Origin of the sequence: Streptomyces sp. NPDC048734 (genome assembly GCF_043198675.1) — a bacterium.
GTDB lineage: Bacteria > Actinomycetota > Actinomycetes > Streptomycetales > Streptomycetaceae > Streptomyces.
Window position 1 is genome coordinate 37696 of the sequence record NZ_JBICUZ010000002.1, and the last position, 15544, is coordinate 53239.

The 15544-nt window shown below is 69.3% G+C and carries 17 protein-coding genes; all 17 read right to left on the bottom strand.

Annotated features, from left to right (window positions below; genetic code table 11):
- Positions 1 to 154: 154 nt before the first annotated feature.
- Complete coding sequence (locus ACGFQC_RS05395; protein WP_363090944.1) at positions 155 to 601, bottom strand: DUF2550 domain-containing protein; 447 nt, start codon at positions 599 to 601, stop codon at positions 155 to 157.
- A 142-nt stretch (positions 602 to 743) separates the two neighbouring features.
- Entirely contained in the window at positions 744 to 1118 is a 375-nt protein-coding gene (locus ACGFQC_RS05400; RefSeq protein WP_363090945.1) for a F0F1 ATP synthase subunit epsilon, read from the bottom strand.
- A 132-nt stretch (positions 1119 to 1250) separates the two neighbouring features.
- Complete coding sequence (gene atpD / locus ACGFQC_RS05405) at positions 1251 to 2687, bottom strand: F0F1 ATP synthase subunit beta (RefSeq protein ID WP_363090946.1); 1437 nt, start codon at positions 2685 to 2687, stop codon at positions 1251 to 1253.
- Complete coding sequence (locus tag ACGFQC_RS05410) at positions 2687 to 3604, bottom strand: F0F1 ATP synthase subunit gamma (protein ID WP_363090947.1); 918 nt, start codon at positions 3602 to 3604, stop codon at positions 2687 to 2689. Before ACGFQC_RS05410 ends, atpD begins: the two co-directional genes overlap by 1 nt.
- A 21-nt stretch (positions 3605 to 3625) precedes the next feature.
- Positions 3626 to 5215, bottom strand: coding sequence for a F0F1 ATP synthase subunit alpha (gene atpA / locus ACGFQC_RS05415; protein ID WP_363090948.1), 1590 nt, complete (start codon positions 5213 to 5215; stop codon positions 3626 to 3628).
- Positions 5216 to 5341: 126 nt separating this feature from the next.
- On the bottom strand, positions 5342 to 6157 hold the full coding sequence (locus ACGFQC_RS05420) for a F0F1 ATP synthase subunit delta (RefSeq protein ID WP_363090949.1): 816 nt from the start codon (positions 6155 to 6157) through the stop codon (positions 5342 to 5344).
- Positions 6154 to 6702: a F0F1 ATP synthase subunit B gene (locus ACGFQC_RS05425; protein WP_363090950.1), complete on the bottom strand. Its 549-nt coding sequence runs from the start codon at positions 6700 to 6702 to the stop codon at positions 6154 to 6156. Before ACGFQC_RS05425 ends, ACGFQC_RS05420 begins: the two co-directional genes overlap by 4 nt.
- A 38-nt stretch (positions 6703 to 6740) precedes the next feature.
- On the bottom strand, positions 6741 to 6977 hold the full coding sequence (locus ACGFQC_RS05430) for a hypothetical protein (protein WP_015657805.1): 237 nt from the start codon (positions 6975 to 6977) through the stop codon (positions 6741 to 6743).
- Positions 6978 to 7048: 71 nt separating this feature from the next.
- The gene (gene atpB / locus ACGFQC_RS05435) at positions 7049 to 7816 is read right to left on the bottom strand and encodes a F0F1 ATP synthase subunit A (RefSeq protein WP_363091047.1); all 768 of its coding nucleotides are present in this window, start codon (positions 7814 to 7816) and stop codon (positions 7049 to 7051) included.
- A 273-nt stretch (positions 7817 to 8089) separates the two neighbouring features.
- Entirely contained in the window at positions 8090 to 8527 is a 438-nt protein-coding gene (locus tag ACGFQC_RS05440; RefSeq protein ID WP_363090951.1) for a hypothetical protein, read from the bottom strand.
- Between the two features lie 312 nt (positions 8528 to 8839).
- On the bottom strand, positions 8840 to 10168 hold the full coding sequence (locus ACGFQC_RS05445) for an MraY family glycosyltransferase (protein ID WP_363090952.1): 1329 nt from the start codon (positions 10166 to 10168) through the stop codon (positions 8840 to 8842).
- A 129-nt stretch (positions 10169 to 10297) separates the two neighbouring features.
- Positions 10298 to 11560 (bottom strand): serine hydroxymethyltransferase, encoded by a 1263-nt coding sequence (glyA, locus tag ACGFQC_RS05450; RefSeq protein ID WP_363090953.1) that lies wholly within the window; start codon positions 11558 to 11560, stop codon positions 10298 to 10300.
- A gap of 91 nt (positions 11561 to 11651) precedes the next feature.
- A complete protein-coding gene (locus tag ACGFQC_RS05455) occupies positions 11652 to 12329 on the bottom strand; it encodes a protein-tyrosine-phosphatase (protein ID WP_363090954.1) in 678 nt (225 codons plus the stop codon).
- Complete coding sequence (locus tag ACGFQC_RS05460; RefSeq protein WP_363090955.1) at positions 12326 to 12973, bottom strand: L-threonylcarbamoyladenylate synthase; 648 nt, start codon at positions 12971 to 12973, stop codon at positions 12326 to 12328. Before ACGFQC_RS05460 ends, ACGFQC_RS05455 begins: the two co-directional genes overlap by 4 nt.
- Positions 12974 to 13052: 79 nt before the next feature.
- Positions 13053 to 13892 carry a peptide chain release factor N(5)-glutamine methyltransferase gene (prmC, locus tag ACGFQC_RS05465; RefSeq protein WP_363091048.1) on the bottom strand — a complete coding sequence of 280 codons (840 nt, stop codon included), beginning with the start codon at positions 13890 to 13892 and terminating at the stop codon, positions 13053 to 13055.
- Between the two features lie 81 nt (positions 13893 to 13973).
- Positions 13974 to 15050: a peptide chain release factor 1 gene (gene prfA / locus ACGFQC_RS05470; protein ID WP_363090956.1), complete on the bottom strand. Its 1077-nt coding sequence runs from the start codon at positions 15048 to 15050 to the stop codon at positions 13974 to 13976.
- 108 nt (positions 15051 to 15158) lie between these two features.
- Complete coding sequence (gene rpmE / locus ACGFQC_RS05475; protein WP_356567605.1) at positions 15159 to 15380, bottom strand: 50S ribosomal protein L31; 222 nt, start codon at positions 15378 to 15380, stop codon at positions 15159 to 15161.
- Between the last annotated feature and the right edge of the window lie 164 nt (positions 15381 to 15544).

Below are 15544 nucleotides of genomic sequence, written 5' to 3' on the forward strand. Positions count from 1 at the left end.
CGCTCTACGCGACGTTCACCCTCCCCCAACAGCTCCGCTGCCGGGGGCACCCCCACCCAGCAGGCCCCTGAACGCCGCTCTACGCGACGTTCACCCTCCCCCAACAGCTCCGCTGCCGGGGGCACCCCCACCCAGCAGGCCCCTGAACGCCGCTCTACGCGACGTTCACCCGCTGGCCGGGCGGGGCCGCCTCGAGCCACGCGAGGAATCCGGTCAGCGCGTCCTCGCTCATCGCCAGTTCCAGACGCGTGCCCCGGTGCACGCAGGTGAGGACGACCGCGTCGGACAGCAGCGCCAGCTCCTCCTCGCCCTCGGGCAGCCGGCGGCCGGCCACCTCGATCGAGGCACGCTCCAGCACGCGGCGCGGGCGGTACGCGTAGGAGAAGACGCGGTACCACTCGATGCGGTCGCCGTTGTAGCGGGCGACGCCGTAGCTCCAGCCCTTCCCGCTCGTGTCCGCGTTCTCGGGGACGTCCCAGCGCAGGGAACAGTCGAAGGTCCCGCCGGAACGCTGGATGAGTCTGCGGCGCAGGCCGAAGACGAACAGCCCCAGCACCACCAGGGCCACGACAATTCCGCACACAGTCAGAGCGAGGACCATCGACACCGACCTCCTCGTCTCCTAGGTACCGAAAATAGGTAACGGAACGGAAAAAACATCCAGATCTGCCTCAGCCGCGGTCGGCTCCGGATCGCTCCGGTGCCGGCCGCGGCTGAGTGACGTCGTCACACGGCGAGCCGGGTCAGTGGACCGCCGCCGCACGCAGTCGTACGTCGGCCCGGCGCTGGGCGGCGGCGTCGGCCTCCGCCTGCGCGCGCTCGAGCGCCCGCTCCGCGCGCTGGACGTCGATCTCCTCCGACAGCTCGGCGATCTCGGCCAGCAGGGACAGCTTGTTGTCCGCGAACGAGATGAAACCGCCGTGCACCGCGGCGACGACCGTTCCACCCTCACTCGTACGGATGGTCACCGGGCCCGACTCCAGCACACCGAGCAGCGGCTGGTGACCGGGCATGACGCCGATGTCGCCGGACGTGGTGCGCGCGACGACCAGGGTGGCCTCGCCGGACCAGACCTCTCGGTCGGCCGCGACCAGCGCGACGTGCAGCTCAGCAGCCAAGGTGGCTCCTCGGGTCACCACCCGGCGGGTCTGCCGGGTGTTGGTTACAAGTCTAATAGGCGTGGAAGAGGGGGCGGGACGCGCCCGCCCCCTCACACGAACTCACAGCTCAGGACTGAGCGACTCCCCAGGTCAGGAGACGCCGAGCTCCTTCGCGTTCTTCTTGAGGTCCTCGAGACCACCGCACATGAAGAACGCCTGCTCCGGGAAGTGGTCGTACTCGCCGTCGCAGATCGCGTTGAAGGCCCGGATGGACTCCTCCAGCGGCACGTCCGACCCGTCGACGCCGGTGAACTGCTTGGCGACGTGGGTGTTCTGGGAGAGGAAGCGCTCCACGCGACGGGCGCGGTGGACGACGAGCTTGTCCTCTTCGCCCAGCTCGTCGATACCGAGGATCGCGATGATGTCCTGGAGGTCCTTGTACTTCTGCAGGATCGTCTTGACGCGCATGGCGGCGTCGTAGTGGTCCTGCGCGATGTACCGCGGGTCCAGGATGCGGGACGTGGAGTCCAGCGGGTCCACGGCCGGGTAGATGCCCTTCTCGGAGATCGGACGGGACAGAACCGTCGTCGCGTCGAGGTGGGCGAAGGTGGTGGCCGGGGCCGGGTCGGTCAGGTCGTCCGCGGGGACGTAGATCGCCTGCATCGAGGTGATCGAGTGACCACGGGTCGAGGTGATGCGCTCCTGGAGGAGACCCATCTCGTCGGCCAGGTTCGGCTGGTAGCCCACCGCGGAGGGCATACGGCCGAGCAGGGTCGACACCTCGGAGCCGGCCTGGGTGAAGCGGAAGATGTTGTCGATGAAGAACAGCACGTCCTGCTTCTGCACATCGCGGAAGTACTCCGCCATGGTCAGACCCGCGAGGGCCACGCGCAGACGGGTGCCCGGGGGCTCGTCCATCTGACCGAAGACCAGGGCGGTCTTGTCGATGACGCCCGAGTCCGACATCTCCTCGATGAGGTCGTTGCCCTCACGGGTGCGCTCGCCGACACCGGCGAACACGGAGACGCCGTCGTGGTTGTTGGCGACGCGGTAGATCATCTCCTGGATGAGCACCGTCTTGCCGACGCCGGCACCACCGAACAGACCGATCTTTCCACCCTTGACGTACGGGGTGAGGAGGTCGATGACCTTGACGCCGGTCTCGAACATCTCGGTCTTCGACTCGAGCTCGTCGAAGTTGGGGGCCTTGCGGTGGATGGTCCAGCGCTCGCCCTCGTACTTCTCGTCGACGTTCAGCACCTCACCGAGGGTGTTGAACACCTTGCCCTTGGTGAAGTCGCCGACCGGGACGGTGATGCCCGTGCCGGTGTCGGTGACGGCGGCCTGACGGACCAGGCCGTCGGTCGGCTGCATGGAGATGGTGCGGACCAGGCCGTCACCCAGGTGCTGGGCGACCTCCAGGGTCAGGGTCTTCTTCTCGCCCGCGTTCGCCGGGTCGGCGATCTCGACGTGGAGGGCGTTGTAGATCTCCGGCATCGCGTCGACGGGGAACTCCACGTCGACGACCGGGCCGATGACCCGGGCGACGCGGCCCGTGGCCGTCGCGGTCTCAACAGTGGTGGTCATTAGCGGTCACTCCCCGCGGTCGCGTCGGCCAGGGCGCTGGAGCCACCGACGATCTCGCTGATTTCCTGGGTGATTTCGGCCTGGCGGGCCGCGTTGGCAAGCCGGGAGAGCGTCTCGATCAGCTCTCCGGCGTTGTCGGTGGCCGACTTCATCGCGCGCCGCGTGGCGGCGTGCTTGGAAGCGGCCGACTGGAGCAGCGCGTTGTACACGCGGCTCTCCACATAGCGCGGCAGCAGGGCGTCGAGGACGTCCTCCGCCGACGGCTCGAAGTCGTACAGCGGAAGGATCTCGTCCTTCGCCTTGGACTCCTGGGCCACCTCGTCGAGGCTGAGCGGCAGCAGACGGTCGCCGAGCGCCGTCTGCGTCATCATCGACACGAACTCGGTGAACACGATGTGGATCTCGTCCACACCGCCGTCCGCCGTCTCCTTCTCGATGGCCTCGATCAGGGGGCCCGCGACCTTCTTGGCGTCCGCGTACGTCGGCTCGTCGGTGAAGCCCGTCCACGACTCCGCGACCTTGCGCTCACGGAAGTTGTAGTGGGCGAGACCACGCCGGCCGACGATGTACGTCTCGACCTGCTTGCCCTCGGACTCGAGGCGCGCCGTCAGCTGCTCCGCGGCCTTGATGGCGTTGGAGTTGAAGGCGCCCGCGAGGCCGCGGTCGCTCGTCAGGAGCAGCACCGCGGACCGCACGACCTTCTCGGCCTGCGTGGTCAGCGGGTGCTTCGTGTTCGAGCCGGTCCCGACCGCCGTGACCGCGCGTGTCAGCTCGGTCGCGTACGGCGTGGAGGCCGCCACCTTGCGCTGCGCCTTGACGACACGCGAGGCGGCGATCATCTCCATCGCCTTGGTGATCTTCTTGGTCGCGGTGACGGATCGGATGCGACGCTTGTAGACCCGGAGCTGGGCTCCCATGAGTCAGGTCCCTTCCTTACGTCACTTGGCGGCGGACGGGGCGTCCTCGCCGAGCAGCTTGCCGTCCGAGGTCTCGAACTGCTTCTTGAACTCGGCGATGGCGTCCGCGATGGCGGTCAGGGTGTCGTCCGACATCTTGGCGCCCTCACGGATGGAGGTCATGAGGCCCTGCTCCTTGCGGTGCAGGTACTCCAGCAGCTCCTTCTCGAAGCGGCGGATGTCGGCGACCGGAACGTCGTCCATCCTGCCGGTGGTGCCGGCCCAGATGGAGACGACCTGGTCCTCGGTGGCCATCGGCTGGTACTGCGCCTGCTTCAGCAGCTCGACCATGCGCGCACCGCGCTCCAGCTGCGCCTTCGAGGCGGAGTCCAGGTCGGAACCGAAGGCGGCGAACGCCTCCAGCTCACGGAACTGGGCCAGGTCGACGCGGAGACGGCCGGAGACCTGTCGCATCGCCTTGTGCTGCGCGGAACCACCGACTCGGGAGACGGAGATACCGACGTTCAGCGCGGGGCGCTGACCGGCGTTGAACAGGTCCGACTCCAGGAAGCACTGGCCGTCGGTGATGGAGATGACGTTGGTCGGGATGAACGCCGAGACGTCGTTGGCCTTGGTCTCGACGATCGGCAGACCGGTCATCGAACCCGCGCCCATGTCGTCGGAGAGCTTGGCGCAGCGCTCCAGCAGACGCGAGTGCAGGTAGAAGACGTCGCCCGGGTAGGCCTCGCGGCCCGGCGGGCGGCGCAGCAGCAGGGACACGGCGCGGTAGGCGTCGGCCTGCTTCGACAGGTCGTCGAAGATGATGAGGACGTGCTTGCCCTCGTACATCCACTGCTGACCGATGGCCGAACCGGTGTACGGCGCGAGGTACTTGAAGCCGGCCGGGTCGGACGCCGGGGCGGCGACGATGGTCGTGTACTCCAGCGCGCCGTTCTCCTCCAGCGCGCGGCGGACCGACGCGATGGTCGAGCCCTTCTGGCCGATGGCGACGTAGATGCAGCGGACCTGCTTGTTCACGTCGCCGGAGCGCCAGTTGTCACGCTGGTTGATGATCGTGTCGACGGCCAGGGCGGTCTTGCCGGTCTGGCGGTCACCGATGATCAGCTGACGCTGACCACGGCCGATCGGGGTCATCGCGTCGACGGCCTTGTAGCCGGTCTCCATCGGCTCGTGCACCGACTTACGGGCCATGACGCCCGGAGCCTGCAGCTCCAGGGCGCGGCGCCCGGACGTCTCGATCTCGCCGAGGCCGTCGATCGGGTTGCCGAGGGGGTCGACGACGCGGCCGAGGTAGCCCTCGCCCACCGCGACCGAGAGGACCTCACCGGTACGCGTGACCGGCTGACCCTCCTCGATGCCGCTGAACTCGCCGAGGACGACGCAGCCGATCTCGCGCTCCTCGAGGTTGAGGGCGAGACCGAGGGTGCCGTCCTCGAACTTCAGCAGTTCGTTGGCCATGGCCGAGGGGAGGCCCTCGACCTTCGCGATGCCGTCGCCGGCAAGGCTGACCGTACCGACCTCCTCGCGCGAGGCCGCGTCCGGCTTGTACGACTGGACGAAGTTCTCCAGTGCGTCCCGGATCTCCTCCGGCCGGATCGTGAGCTCCGCCATCTGGGTTCCCTGCTCTCCTTGTTGGGCCCGAAGTTTCTTTGGGGGATCTGGGGACTCCCCCAGAAACTTTGCATCCTCTGCACGGCCCAACCAGGGCCGTAAGTACTGCTACGTGTTGAGTTGCTGCTAGCTCGCCATGCGGCGGGCGGCGTCCTCGATGCGGTCCGCGAGCGAGCCGTTGATCACCTCGTCACCGACCTGCACCCGGATCCCGCCGAGGACCTCGGGGTCCACGTCGAGGTTGAGGTGCATCGTGCGGCCGTAGAGCTTCGCGAGGGCGGCGCCCAGGCGCTGCCTCTGCAGGACGCTCAGCGGCACCGCCGAGGTGACGACGGCCACCATGCGGTCCCGGCGCGCGGCGGCGAGCTTGGACAGGGACTCGAGTCCCGCTTCCAGGCTACGGCCTCGCGGCGCGGTCACGAGGCGCGTGACCAGACGCTCGGTGGCCGCGTCCGCCCGACCGCCGAGCAGGCTGCGCAGCAGCTCGCCCTTGGCCGACGCGGTGGCCTTCCGGTTGGTCAGTGCGGCGCGCAGCTCCACGTTCGAGGTGACGATCCGCCCGAAGCGGAACAGCTCGTCCTCGACGTTGTCGAGCGTGCCCACCCGCTGCGCGGCGGTGAGGTCCGCGGCGTCCGCCAGCTGCTCCAGCGCGTCCACCAGGTCGCGCGACTGCGACCAGCGGGAACGCACCAGACCGGCGACCAGGTCGGCGGCGGTGCCGCTGATCTGGGTGCCGAGCAGGCGCTGGGCCAGCTCGGCCTTGGCCTCGCCGGACTGCGCCGGGTCGGTCAGGACCCGACGCAGCGACACCTCGCGGTCGAGCAGCGCGGTGACGGCCGCCAGCTCGGCGGCGAGCCGCGCCGCGTCCACGGACGTGTTGTCCGTCAGCGCGTCGAGACGCTCGCGTGCGGCTGCCAGGGCCTCGCGGCTCGCTCCGTTCATCGCGACGCCTCGGCCTTCTCCTCGAGCTCGTCGAGGAAGCGGTCGATGACGCGGCTCTGGCGGGCGTGGTCCTCGAGGGACTCGCCGACGAGCTTGCCGGCCAGTTCGGTGGCGAGCTTGCCGACGTCCTGGCGCAGCGCGGACGCGGCGGCCTTGCGGTCGGCCTCGATCTGCGTGTGACCGGCGGCGACGATCTCCTCGCGCTGACGCTGGCCCTCGGCGCGCATCTCCGCGATGAGGGTCGCGCCCTGCTCCTGCGCCTCCTGGCGCAGACGCGCGGCCTCGTGCCGGGCCTCGGCGAGCTGAGCCTTGTACTGCTCAAGAACGCTCTGTGCCTCGACCTTCATGGCGTCGGCCTCTTCGATACCGCCTTCGATCGCCGCTCGGCGCTCCTCCAGAACCTTGTTGATGTTCGGAAGCAGCTTCTTCCAGAAGAAGAAGAACACGATGGCGAAGGCGATGGTGCCGACGAGCAGCTCGGGGCCCGGAGGCAGGAGCGGGTTCTGCTCCTCCTCGGCCGCCAGCTGAACCAGGTTGGCGATCACATCAATGCCTTTCGTCGATGCGTGTCAGTAAGGGGTGATTACTTACCGAACACGAACGGCATAACGATGCCGATGAGGGCGAGCGCCTCACAGAAGGCGAAGCCCAGGATCTGGTTGGCGCGGATCAGGCCGGCGGCCTCGGGCTGACGGGCCAGGGCCTGGGTGCCGTTACCGAAGATGATGCCGACGCCGACGCCGGGGCCGATCGCGGCGAGGCCGTAGCCGATGGAGCCGAGCGAACCGGAGACGGCGGCGAGGGTCTCAGTGGCAGCCATGCTGATTCTTCCTTCTCTTTACGGACCGGTGGGGGGGTTGGACCACCGGACGATCAGGGGGTTGGTGTGGCTCAGTGGTGCTCGGCGAGAGCGCCCTGAATGTACGAGCAGGCCAGGAGTACGAAGACGTATGCCTGGACGGCCTGCACGAAAAGCTCGAAGAGGATCATGACCATGGTCATGATGAAGGAGACGCCGGCTGCGGGGACCATCCAGCTGTTCAGCAGGTACCAGGAGGCAACGGTGAACATGACCAGCATCAGGTGACCGGCGAACATGTTGGCGAAGAGCCGGACCGCGTGCGTGAAGGGGCGGACGATCAGGTTCGAGAAGAACTCGATGACCATCACGAGCGGCAGCACGGCGCCCAGCGACTTGTCGTAGCCGGTGACGTTCTTGAAGAAGCCGATGAAGCCGTGTCGCTTGAAGGTCACCGAGACCCACACCACGTACACGATGGCGGCCAGCACCGCGGGGAAGGCGATGATCGACGACACCGGGAACTGCGCCAGCGGGATCACGGACCAGATGTTCATGATCCAGATGAAGAAGAACAGGGAGACCATGAGCGGGACGTACTTCTCGCCCTCCCGCTTCCCGAGGGTCTCGTAGACGATGCCCCGGCGCACGAAGTCGTAGCCGGCCTCGCCGATCATCTGGAGCTTGCCCGGCACCACCTTGGCCTTGCCGAAGGCCGCCCAGAAGAAGCCGATGACGAGAACGGTGGTGATCAGCGCGAGCAGCATCACCTTGTTGAACTCGAACCCGCCCACCGTGGCGATCGGCTGGAAGAGGAACGAGTGCAGGCCCGGGGCCGGAAAACCACACCCGTCGGACATGATCCGACAGCTCCAGTCAAAGGCGAGCTGGGTCTGGTCAGCACTCACCGCGGGCTCCTTCGGCATGACGCATGGGTACGGCAACCTCGTTGTGTCGGCGCGGCGCGAGGCCGCGGGTCGGCACCGGACTGGTGATACGGATGTGGGGGCGGCTGGGGGGCGATGAGCCTCGCGATTGAGCAGGCGTCAGCTCGAATGCCCGCGCCCGCGATGCCGCAGTTGGCACCGGACGATAGCAGGAGATCCCACTCGCCTTTATCCCGCCCCTACCCCTCACGACGAAGGCCCTGTCGTCTCGGGCTTCTCGGTCTTCACGGAGTCCGGATCGATGTAGAAGATCTTGGCCTTCAGGTACGCACGCGCCTGCGCGGCCATCCACACCACTGTCGCGGCGACGAGCGTGGCCGCGAACGCCTTCGCGTTGAAGAGCGAGGTGTCCTGGAAGAGGGCGACGAAGATCAGGAGCAGCAGGAGCTGGGCGACGTAGAGCATGAGGCCCATCGCCTGGAACAGCTGCGGGAGCGTCTTCGCCGTCCACTGCAGGACGTAGAGGCCGATACCCATGAAGAGGATGGCCACCCCCGCTCCGACGGCCGCTCCGAGCGCCCCCTTGCCTCCGGCCACCGCAGCGCTGACGGCGACGGCAACCACACCGGCAGCCGCTGTGGGCACAGCGCACTGCAGAAGGTTCCGGACGTCGTTGGACGGCATGGCGGCAACTCCGCTTTCAAAGGGGGGCAGGGTGTCGTCATGGACGAGCGTAGTCCCCGTCCGAGGGGCGAAGGACCGCACGCCGACCTCGCGACCGAGGGGCCGTGGCACACGGTCCTTCGGTTCCATCCGGGGTTCTCGTGAACCGTATCACAAACTATTTGATGAGGTCTTTACCTGGATGGTGTGCCCGGTGTCACACATGAGAGTGAGACTGCGCGTCTGTGCAGGAACCGCGACCACTTGTCTGGTATTGGGCATCTTTGCCCACCCGTGCTTTCCCCACGAGTTGGCAATGCTCTAGTCAGATTCTTACCTTGCCGCACGCGAGCGGGACCCGACCGCGGTCGCCCCGTTGGCCCCCGAGACCCCCACCGCCACGGGCGTGCGGCGCTCCCGCTCCTCGTCGTCGTCGCCCGTCGGCTCCCCCTCGGCACCCGCCGCCAGGACCTGCGCCGACTCCGGGAGGACCTTGCGGCGCCGGTAGCGGGGCGGCACGAAGGACTCGGCCCAGCGCGGGGCGCGCGGCGTGAAGCGCGGCAGCAGGAGCAGACCGAGGCCGATCGCGCTGAGGATCACGACACCGAGGACGATCCACATGGACGCGGAGTTGACCGAGTAGGTCAGGGCGCCGAAGGCGATCAGCGCCGACCAGAAGTACATGATCAGCACCGCGCGGCTGTGCGAGTGGCCGATCTCCAGCAGCCGGTGGTGCAGGTGCCCGCGGTCCGCGGCGAACGGCGACTGGCCGCGCCAGGTGCGGCGCACGATCGCCAGGATCAGGTCGGCGGCCGGGATCGCGATGATGGTCAGGGGCAGCAGCAGCGGGATGTAGACGGGGACCGTCTGGTGGACCGTGGCGCGCTCCGAACCGGAGAACAGGTTCATCACGTCCGGGTCGACCTGGCCCGTGATGGAGATCGCGCCCGCCGCCAGCACCAGCCCGATCAGCATCGAACCGGAGTCGCCCATGAAGATGCGCGCGGGGTGCATGTTGTGCGGCAGGAAGCCCAGGCACATGCCCATCAGGATCGCCGCGAACAGGGTGGCGGGGGCCGCGGCCTCGATGCCGTACGAGTACCAGATGCGGTAGGCGTACATGAAGAAGGCGGCGGAGGCGATGCACACCATGCCCGCGGCCAGGCCGTCCAGGCCGTCGACGAAGTTCACCGCGTTGATGGTGATGACGACCAGCGCGACCGTCAGCAGGGTCCCCTGCCACGGGGTCAGCGCGACCGTGCCCACGCCGGGGACCGGCAGCCACAGGATCGTCAGACCCTGCATGACCATCACGCCGGCGGCGATCATCTGGCCGCCCAGCTTGATCAGGGCGTCGATCTCGAACTTGTCGTCCAGCACGCCGATCAGCCAGATCAGCGCCGCGCCGGAGAGCAGGGCGCGCGGTTCGTTCGACTTCTCGAAGACCTGGTTGAGGTTGGTCAGGTGGTCGGCGACCAGCAGTCCCGCGCACAGGCCGAAGAACATGGCGATCCCGCCGAGGCGCGGAGTGGGTTCCCGGTGCACGTCACGGGCCCGGATCTCCGGCATCGCCCCCGCGACGATCGCGAACTTCCGTACCGGCCCTGTCAGCAGATACGTCACCGCGGCCGTCACGCAGAGCGTCAGCAGGTATTCACGCACAGGCTTCCCCACAGGTCTCGCTGGCCATCTCAGCCCCACACCCTAGCGATGCGCGCATATGGTTGGGGACTTCCGGGTAGCGACGATGGTTGCACGTGCGGCTGTGCACGGGTCGGCGCCCACCCCGCTTCAGCCGGGATACGGCGGGAACCCCGCGGTCAGTTCCCGCACTTCCTCCCGCGCCTGCCGGCCCTCGACCTCGCCGCGCAGCACGCCCGCCATCAGCTTGGCGATCCGCGCCATCTCCGTCTCCCCCATGCCCTGCGTGGTCACCGCGGCCGTGCCCAGACGCAGGCCGCGCACGTCGGCGACCGCGACACCGACGGCTCCGCCGTGCGGCAGGGCGCAGCAGTCCAGGACCATCCCGGCCGCCGCGAGCAGGCCGCGGGCGGTACGTCCGTCGACGCCGAGGGGCGCCGGGTCGACGGTGATGAGGTGGGTGTCCGTGCCGCCGGTGGTGACGGCCGTCCCCTCCGCCTCCAGGCGGGCCGCCAGCACCTTCGCGTTGGCGACCACCTGACGGGCGTACCGGGCGAACGCCGGCGTCGCCGCCTCGCCGAACGCGACCGCCTTCGCGGCGACGGTGTGCATCTGCGCACCGCCCTGCGTGAACGGGAACACGGCCCGGTCCACCCGCTCCGCCAGCTCGGCGCCGCACAGGATTATGCCGCCGCGCGGCCCGCGCAGCACCTTGTGCGTGGTGGCGCACACGACATCGGCGTACGGCACCGGGTTCGGGGCCGCTCCCCCGGCGACCAGGCCGATGGGGTGGGCGGCGTCGGCGATGAGGTAGGCGCCGACCTCGTCGGCCACCTCGCGGAAGAAGGCGTGGTCGATGTGCCGGGGGTAGGCGATGGAACCGCAGACGATCGCCTTGGGGCGGTGGCTGCGGGCCAGCGTGCGGACCTGCTCGTGGTCGATGAGCCCGGTCTCCGCGTCCACGCCGTACGGCACGAAGTCGAACCAGCGGCCGGAGAAGTTCGCGGGCGAGCCGTGCGTGAGGTGGCCGCCGTGGGCGAGGCCCAGGGCCAGGACGGTGTCACCGGGGCGCAGGAGGGCGGCGTAGGCCGCGAGGACGGCCGAGGAGCCGGAGTGCGGCTGGACGTTGACGTGCTCGGCCCCGAACAGCGCCTTGGCCCGTTCCACGGCGAGGCGTTCGGCCATGTCCACGATCTCGCAGCCGCCGTGGTGACGGGCGCCGGGGTAGCCCTCGGCGTACTTGTTGGCCAGCGGCGAGCCGAGCGCGGCCAGTACGGCGGGCGAGGTGAAGTTCTCGGCGGCGATCAGCTGCAGCGACGACGCCTGCCGCTCGCGCTCCCCGAGCAGGATCTCGGCGAGCGCGGGGTCCTGCCGGTGCAGGACGTCGGCCTCGATGGCATGGGTGACCGGCATGGTGGGCTCCGGGGCGTCGACGGTGACGTACGTCCAATGTAGGGCGCCACCGCGGGAACCGCCCGGCACCCGACACGCCTCAGGGCACGTCTCAGGCCCGCGCCGGTACTCCGGTCAGCGCCGTCACCACGGGATCCAGCGCCTGGTGTATCTCGTCGCCGATCGAGCGGAAGAAGGGCAGGGGCGCGCCGTACGGGTCGTACACCTCGTCCGCCTCCACCGTGGGGGCCAGCAGCCAGCCGCGGAGCGCGGCGGCGGCGCGGACCAGGGCGCGGGCGCGCATCACCACGCCCTCCTCCAGCGGGGGGAGGGTGGCCGGGTCGATCGCGTCGACCAGGCGGGTGAACTCCTTCAGCGTGAAGGTGCGCAGGCCCGCCGAGTGGCCCATGGAGATGACCTGGGCACGGTGGTCCCGGGTGGCGGTCAGCACCAGGTCGGCCATGATGACGTGCTCGTCGAGCAGCTCGCGGCCGGTGAAGCCGGAGGCGTCCGCGCCGAAGTCGGCCAGCACGGTCTCCGCGTTGGCCTCCATCGGCGCGCCCTCGTGGCCCCAGGTGCCCGCGCTCTCCACGATCAGCCCGCCGCCGAGCACCCCGAGCCGCTGCGACACGAAATGCCGGGTCAGCCGCTCGGTGATCGGCGAGCGGCAGACGTTGCCGGTGCTGACGTGGAGGATGCGGAAGGTGTCGCGCGGGAACCCGAACGTCGTCGTCTGTTCCGCGGCACGCTCCCCGTTGCCTATGCCACGCCCCGCGTCAGGGGCTGTCAATTCGCCACCTCGAGGTCGGGTACCACCTTGCGCAGCTCGTCCTCAGAGATGGCGCCGGCCCGCAGCAGCAGCGGCACCTCGCGGCTGACGTCGACGATCGACGACGGGACGTTGCCGGGGGTGGGGCCGCCGTCCAGGTAGACGGAGACGGAGTCGCCGAGCATCTCCTGGGCGTAGTCGCAGTTCTCCGGCGCCGGGTGGCCGGTGAGGTTGGCGGAGGAGACCGCCATCGGGCCGACCTCGGTCAGCAGCTCGATGGCGACCGGGTGCAGCGGCATGCGGACGGCGACGGTGCCACGGGTGTCCCCCAGGTCCCACTGCAGGGACGGCTGGTGCTTGGCGACGAGGGTGAGCGCACCCGGCCAGAAGGCGTCGACCAGCTCCCAGGCCAGCTCGGAGAAGTCCGTGACGAGACCGTGCAGCGTGTTCGGGGAGCCGATGAGGACGGGCGTGGGCATGTTGCGGCCCCGGCCCTTGGCCTCCAGCAGGTCGCCGACGGCCTCCTTGGAGAACGCGTCGGCGCCGATGCCGTACACCGTGTCGGTCGGGAGGACGACCAGCTCGCCACGGCGGACGGCGGACGCCGCCTCGCGCAGACCCGTCACGCGGTCGGTCGCGTCGTTGGTGTCGTATCGCCGTGCCATGTCTGGCGGGCCTCCTCGTGCACGTGACTCACGGATGAATCGAATGAACCGGGTGAAGCGGGTGAAGCAGGGGGGAAGGTCACGGCAGCGCCTTGCGGGCGGTGGCGAAGCGCGGCCGGTTGTTGAGGTCGGGGTGGTCGGCCGCGTCGGCCCAGCCCCGCTCCTCGGTGAAGATCCACGGCACCTGGCCGCCCTGGGTGTCGGCGTGCTCGATGACGACGACGCCGCCGGGCCGCAGCAGGCGGTGCGCGGTGCGTTCGATGCCCCGGATGAGGTCGAGGCCGTCCTCGCCGGAGAACAGGGCCAGTTCGGGGTCGTAGTCGCGGGCCTCGGGGGCGACGTACTCCCACTCGGTGAGGGGGATGTACGGCGGGTTGGAGACCACCAGGTCGACCTGGCCGTCGAGGTCGGGGAAGGCGTCCAGGGCGTTGCCCTGCCGCAGGTCGACCCTGGACCCCTGCATGTTCTTGCGGGTCCACACCAGGGCGTCCTCGGACAGCTCCACGGCGTGCACGCGCGAGCGCGGGACCTCCTGGGCGAGGGCGAGCGCGATGGCGCCGGAGCCGGTGCACAGGTCGACGATCAGCGGCTCGACCACGTCCATGGCGCGCACGGCGTCTATGGCCCAGCCGACCACCGACTCGGTCTCGGGACGCGGCACGAAGACGCCGGGCCCGACCTGGAGCTCCAGGTACCGGAAGTAAGCGCGCCCGGTGATGTGCTGGAGCGGCTCGCGCTGCTCGCGCCGGGCGATGACCTCCCAGTACCGGGCGTCGAAGTCGGAGTCCTTGACGGAGTGGAGCGCGCCCCGCTTCACCCCGTGCACGAACGCGGCGAGCTCCTCCGCGTCGTTGCGCGGCGAGGGCACGCCGGCGTCGGCCAGCCGCTGGGTGGCCTGAGCTACCTCAGCGAGCAGCAGACTGCGGGGGCTCGGGGTACGTCCCCCAGATGATCGCTGCACGCAAGTCCTCCGTGTCGTCCTCGGTCGTGCGTACGTGCCTTACGCGGCTGCCAGCTTCGCCGCCGAGTCCGCGTCGACGCAGGCCTGGATCACCGCGTCGAGGTCGCCGTCCAGGACCTGGTCCAGGTTGTACGACTTGAAGCCGACCCGGTGGTCGGAGATGCGGTTCTCCGGGTAGTTGTAGGTGCGGATCTTCTCGGAGCGGTCGACGGTGCGGACCTGGCTGCGGCGGGCGTCGGCGGCTTCCCGCTCCGCCTCCTCCTGCGCGGCGGCGAGCAGCCTGGAGCGCAGGATACGCATCGCCTGCTCCTTGTTCTGCAGCTGGCTCTTCTCGTTCTGGCAGGAGGCGACGACTCCGGTGGGGATGTGCGTGATGCGCACCGCGGAGTCGGTGGTGTTGACGGACTGCCCGCCGGGCCCGGAGGAGCGGTAGACGTCGATGCGGAGGTCGTTGGGATTGATCTCGACGTCGACCTCCTCCGCCTCGGGCGTGACGAGGACACCGGCCGCGGAGGTGTGGATACGGCCCTGCGACTCGGTCGCCGGGACGCGCTGGACGCGGTGCACGCCGCCCTCGTACTTGAGGCGGGCCCACACGCCCTGACCGGGCTCCGTGGCGCCCTGGCCGCCCTTGGTCTTCACGGCGACCTGGACGTCCTTGTAGCCGCCCAGCTCGGACTCGGTGGCGTCGATGATCTCGGTCTTCCAGCCGACGCGCTCGGCGTAGCGCAGGTACATGCGCAGCAGGTCGCCGGCGAACAGCGCGGACTCGTCGCCGCCCGCGCCCGCCTTGATCTCCAGCAGGACGTCCTTGTCGTCGCTCGGGTCACGCGGGACGAGCAGCAGCCGCAGCTTCTCCGTCAGTTCCTCGCGCTGCTTCTCCAGCACCTTGACCTCGGCGGCGAAGTCCGGGTCGTCGGCGATGAACTCGCGCGCGGTCTCGACGTCGTCGCCGGTCTGCTTCCAGGAGCGGTACGTGGCGACGATCGGGGTCAGCTCGGCGTAGCGCTTGTTCAGCTTGCGCGCGTTGGCCTGGTCGGAGTGGACCGACGGATCGGCGAGCCTCTTCTCCAGGTCGGCGTGTTCCACGACGAGTTCCTCGACGGCCTCGAACATCTCTGGCTCCTGTACTGCGAACGAAAGGGAAGGCAGGCGACCAAAAACGCCGGTCCCGGCGTGCGCCCCGGGCGGGAGCACGGCCGTGGACCGGCGAAATGGGGCTCGCTACTTCTGGGAGCCGGCGGCCTTGCCGAAGCGGGCCTCGAAGCGGGCCACACGGCCACCGGTGTCGAGGATCTTCTGCTTGCCCGTGTAGAACGGGTGGCACTCGGAGCACACGTCGGCGCGGATGGCACCGGACTCGATGGTGCTGCGGGTGGTGAACGACGCGCCACAGGTGCAGCTGACCTGCGTCTCGACGTACTCGGGGTGGATGTCGCGCTTCAAGGTGTCTCCTAGGTTTCGGGAGGGCGCCGGGTCGCCGTCCGCGGGATGCGGAAGCGTGAACCGGGGCCGACGTACCAGTCTGCCAGGACTGGCCGCATCCCCCAAAACCGGGGGGTGGGGCGATCTATTCCCGGCGGGTCCCAGGCCGGTGCCGGACCCCGGGC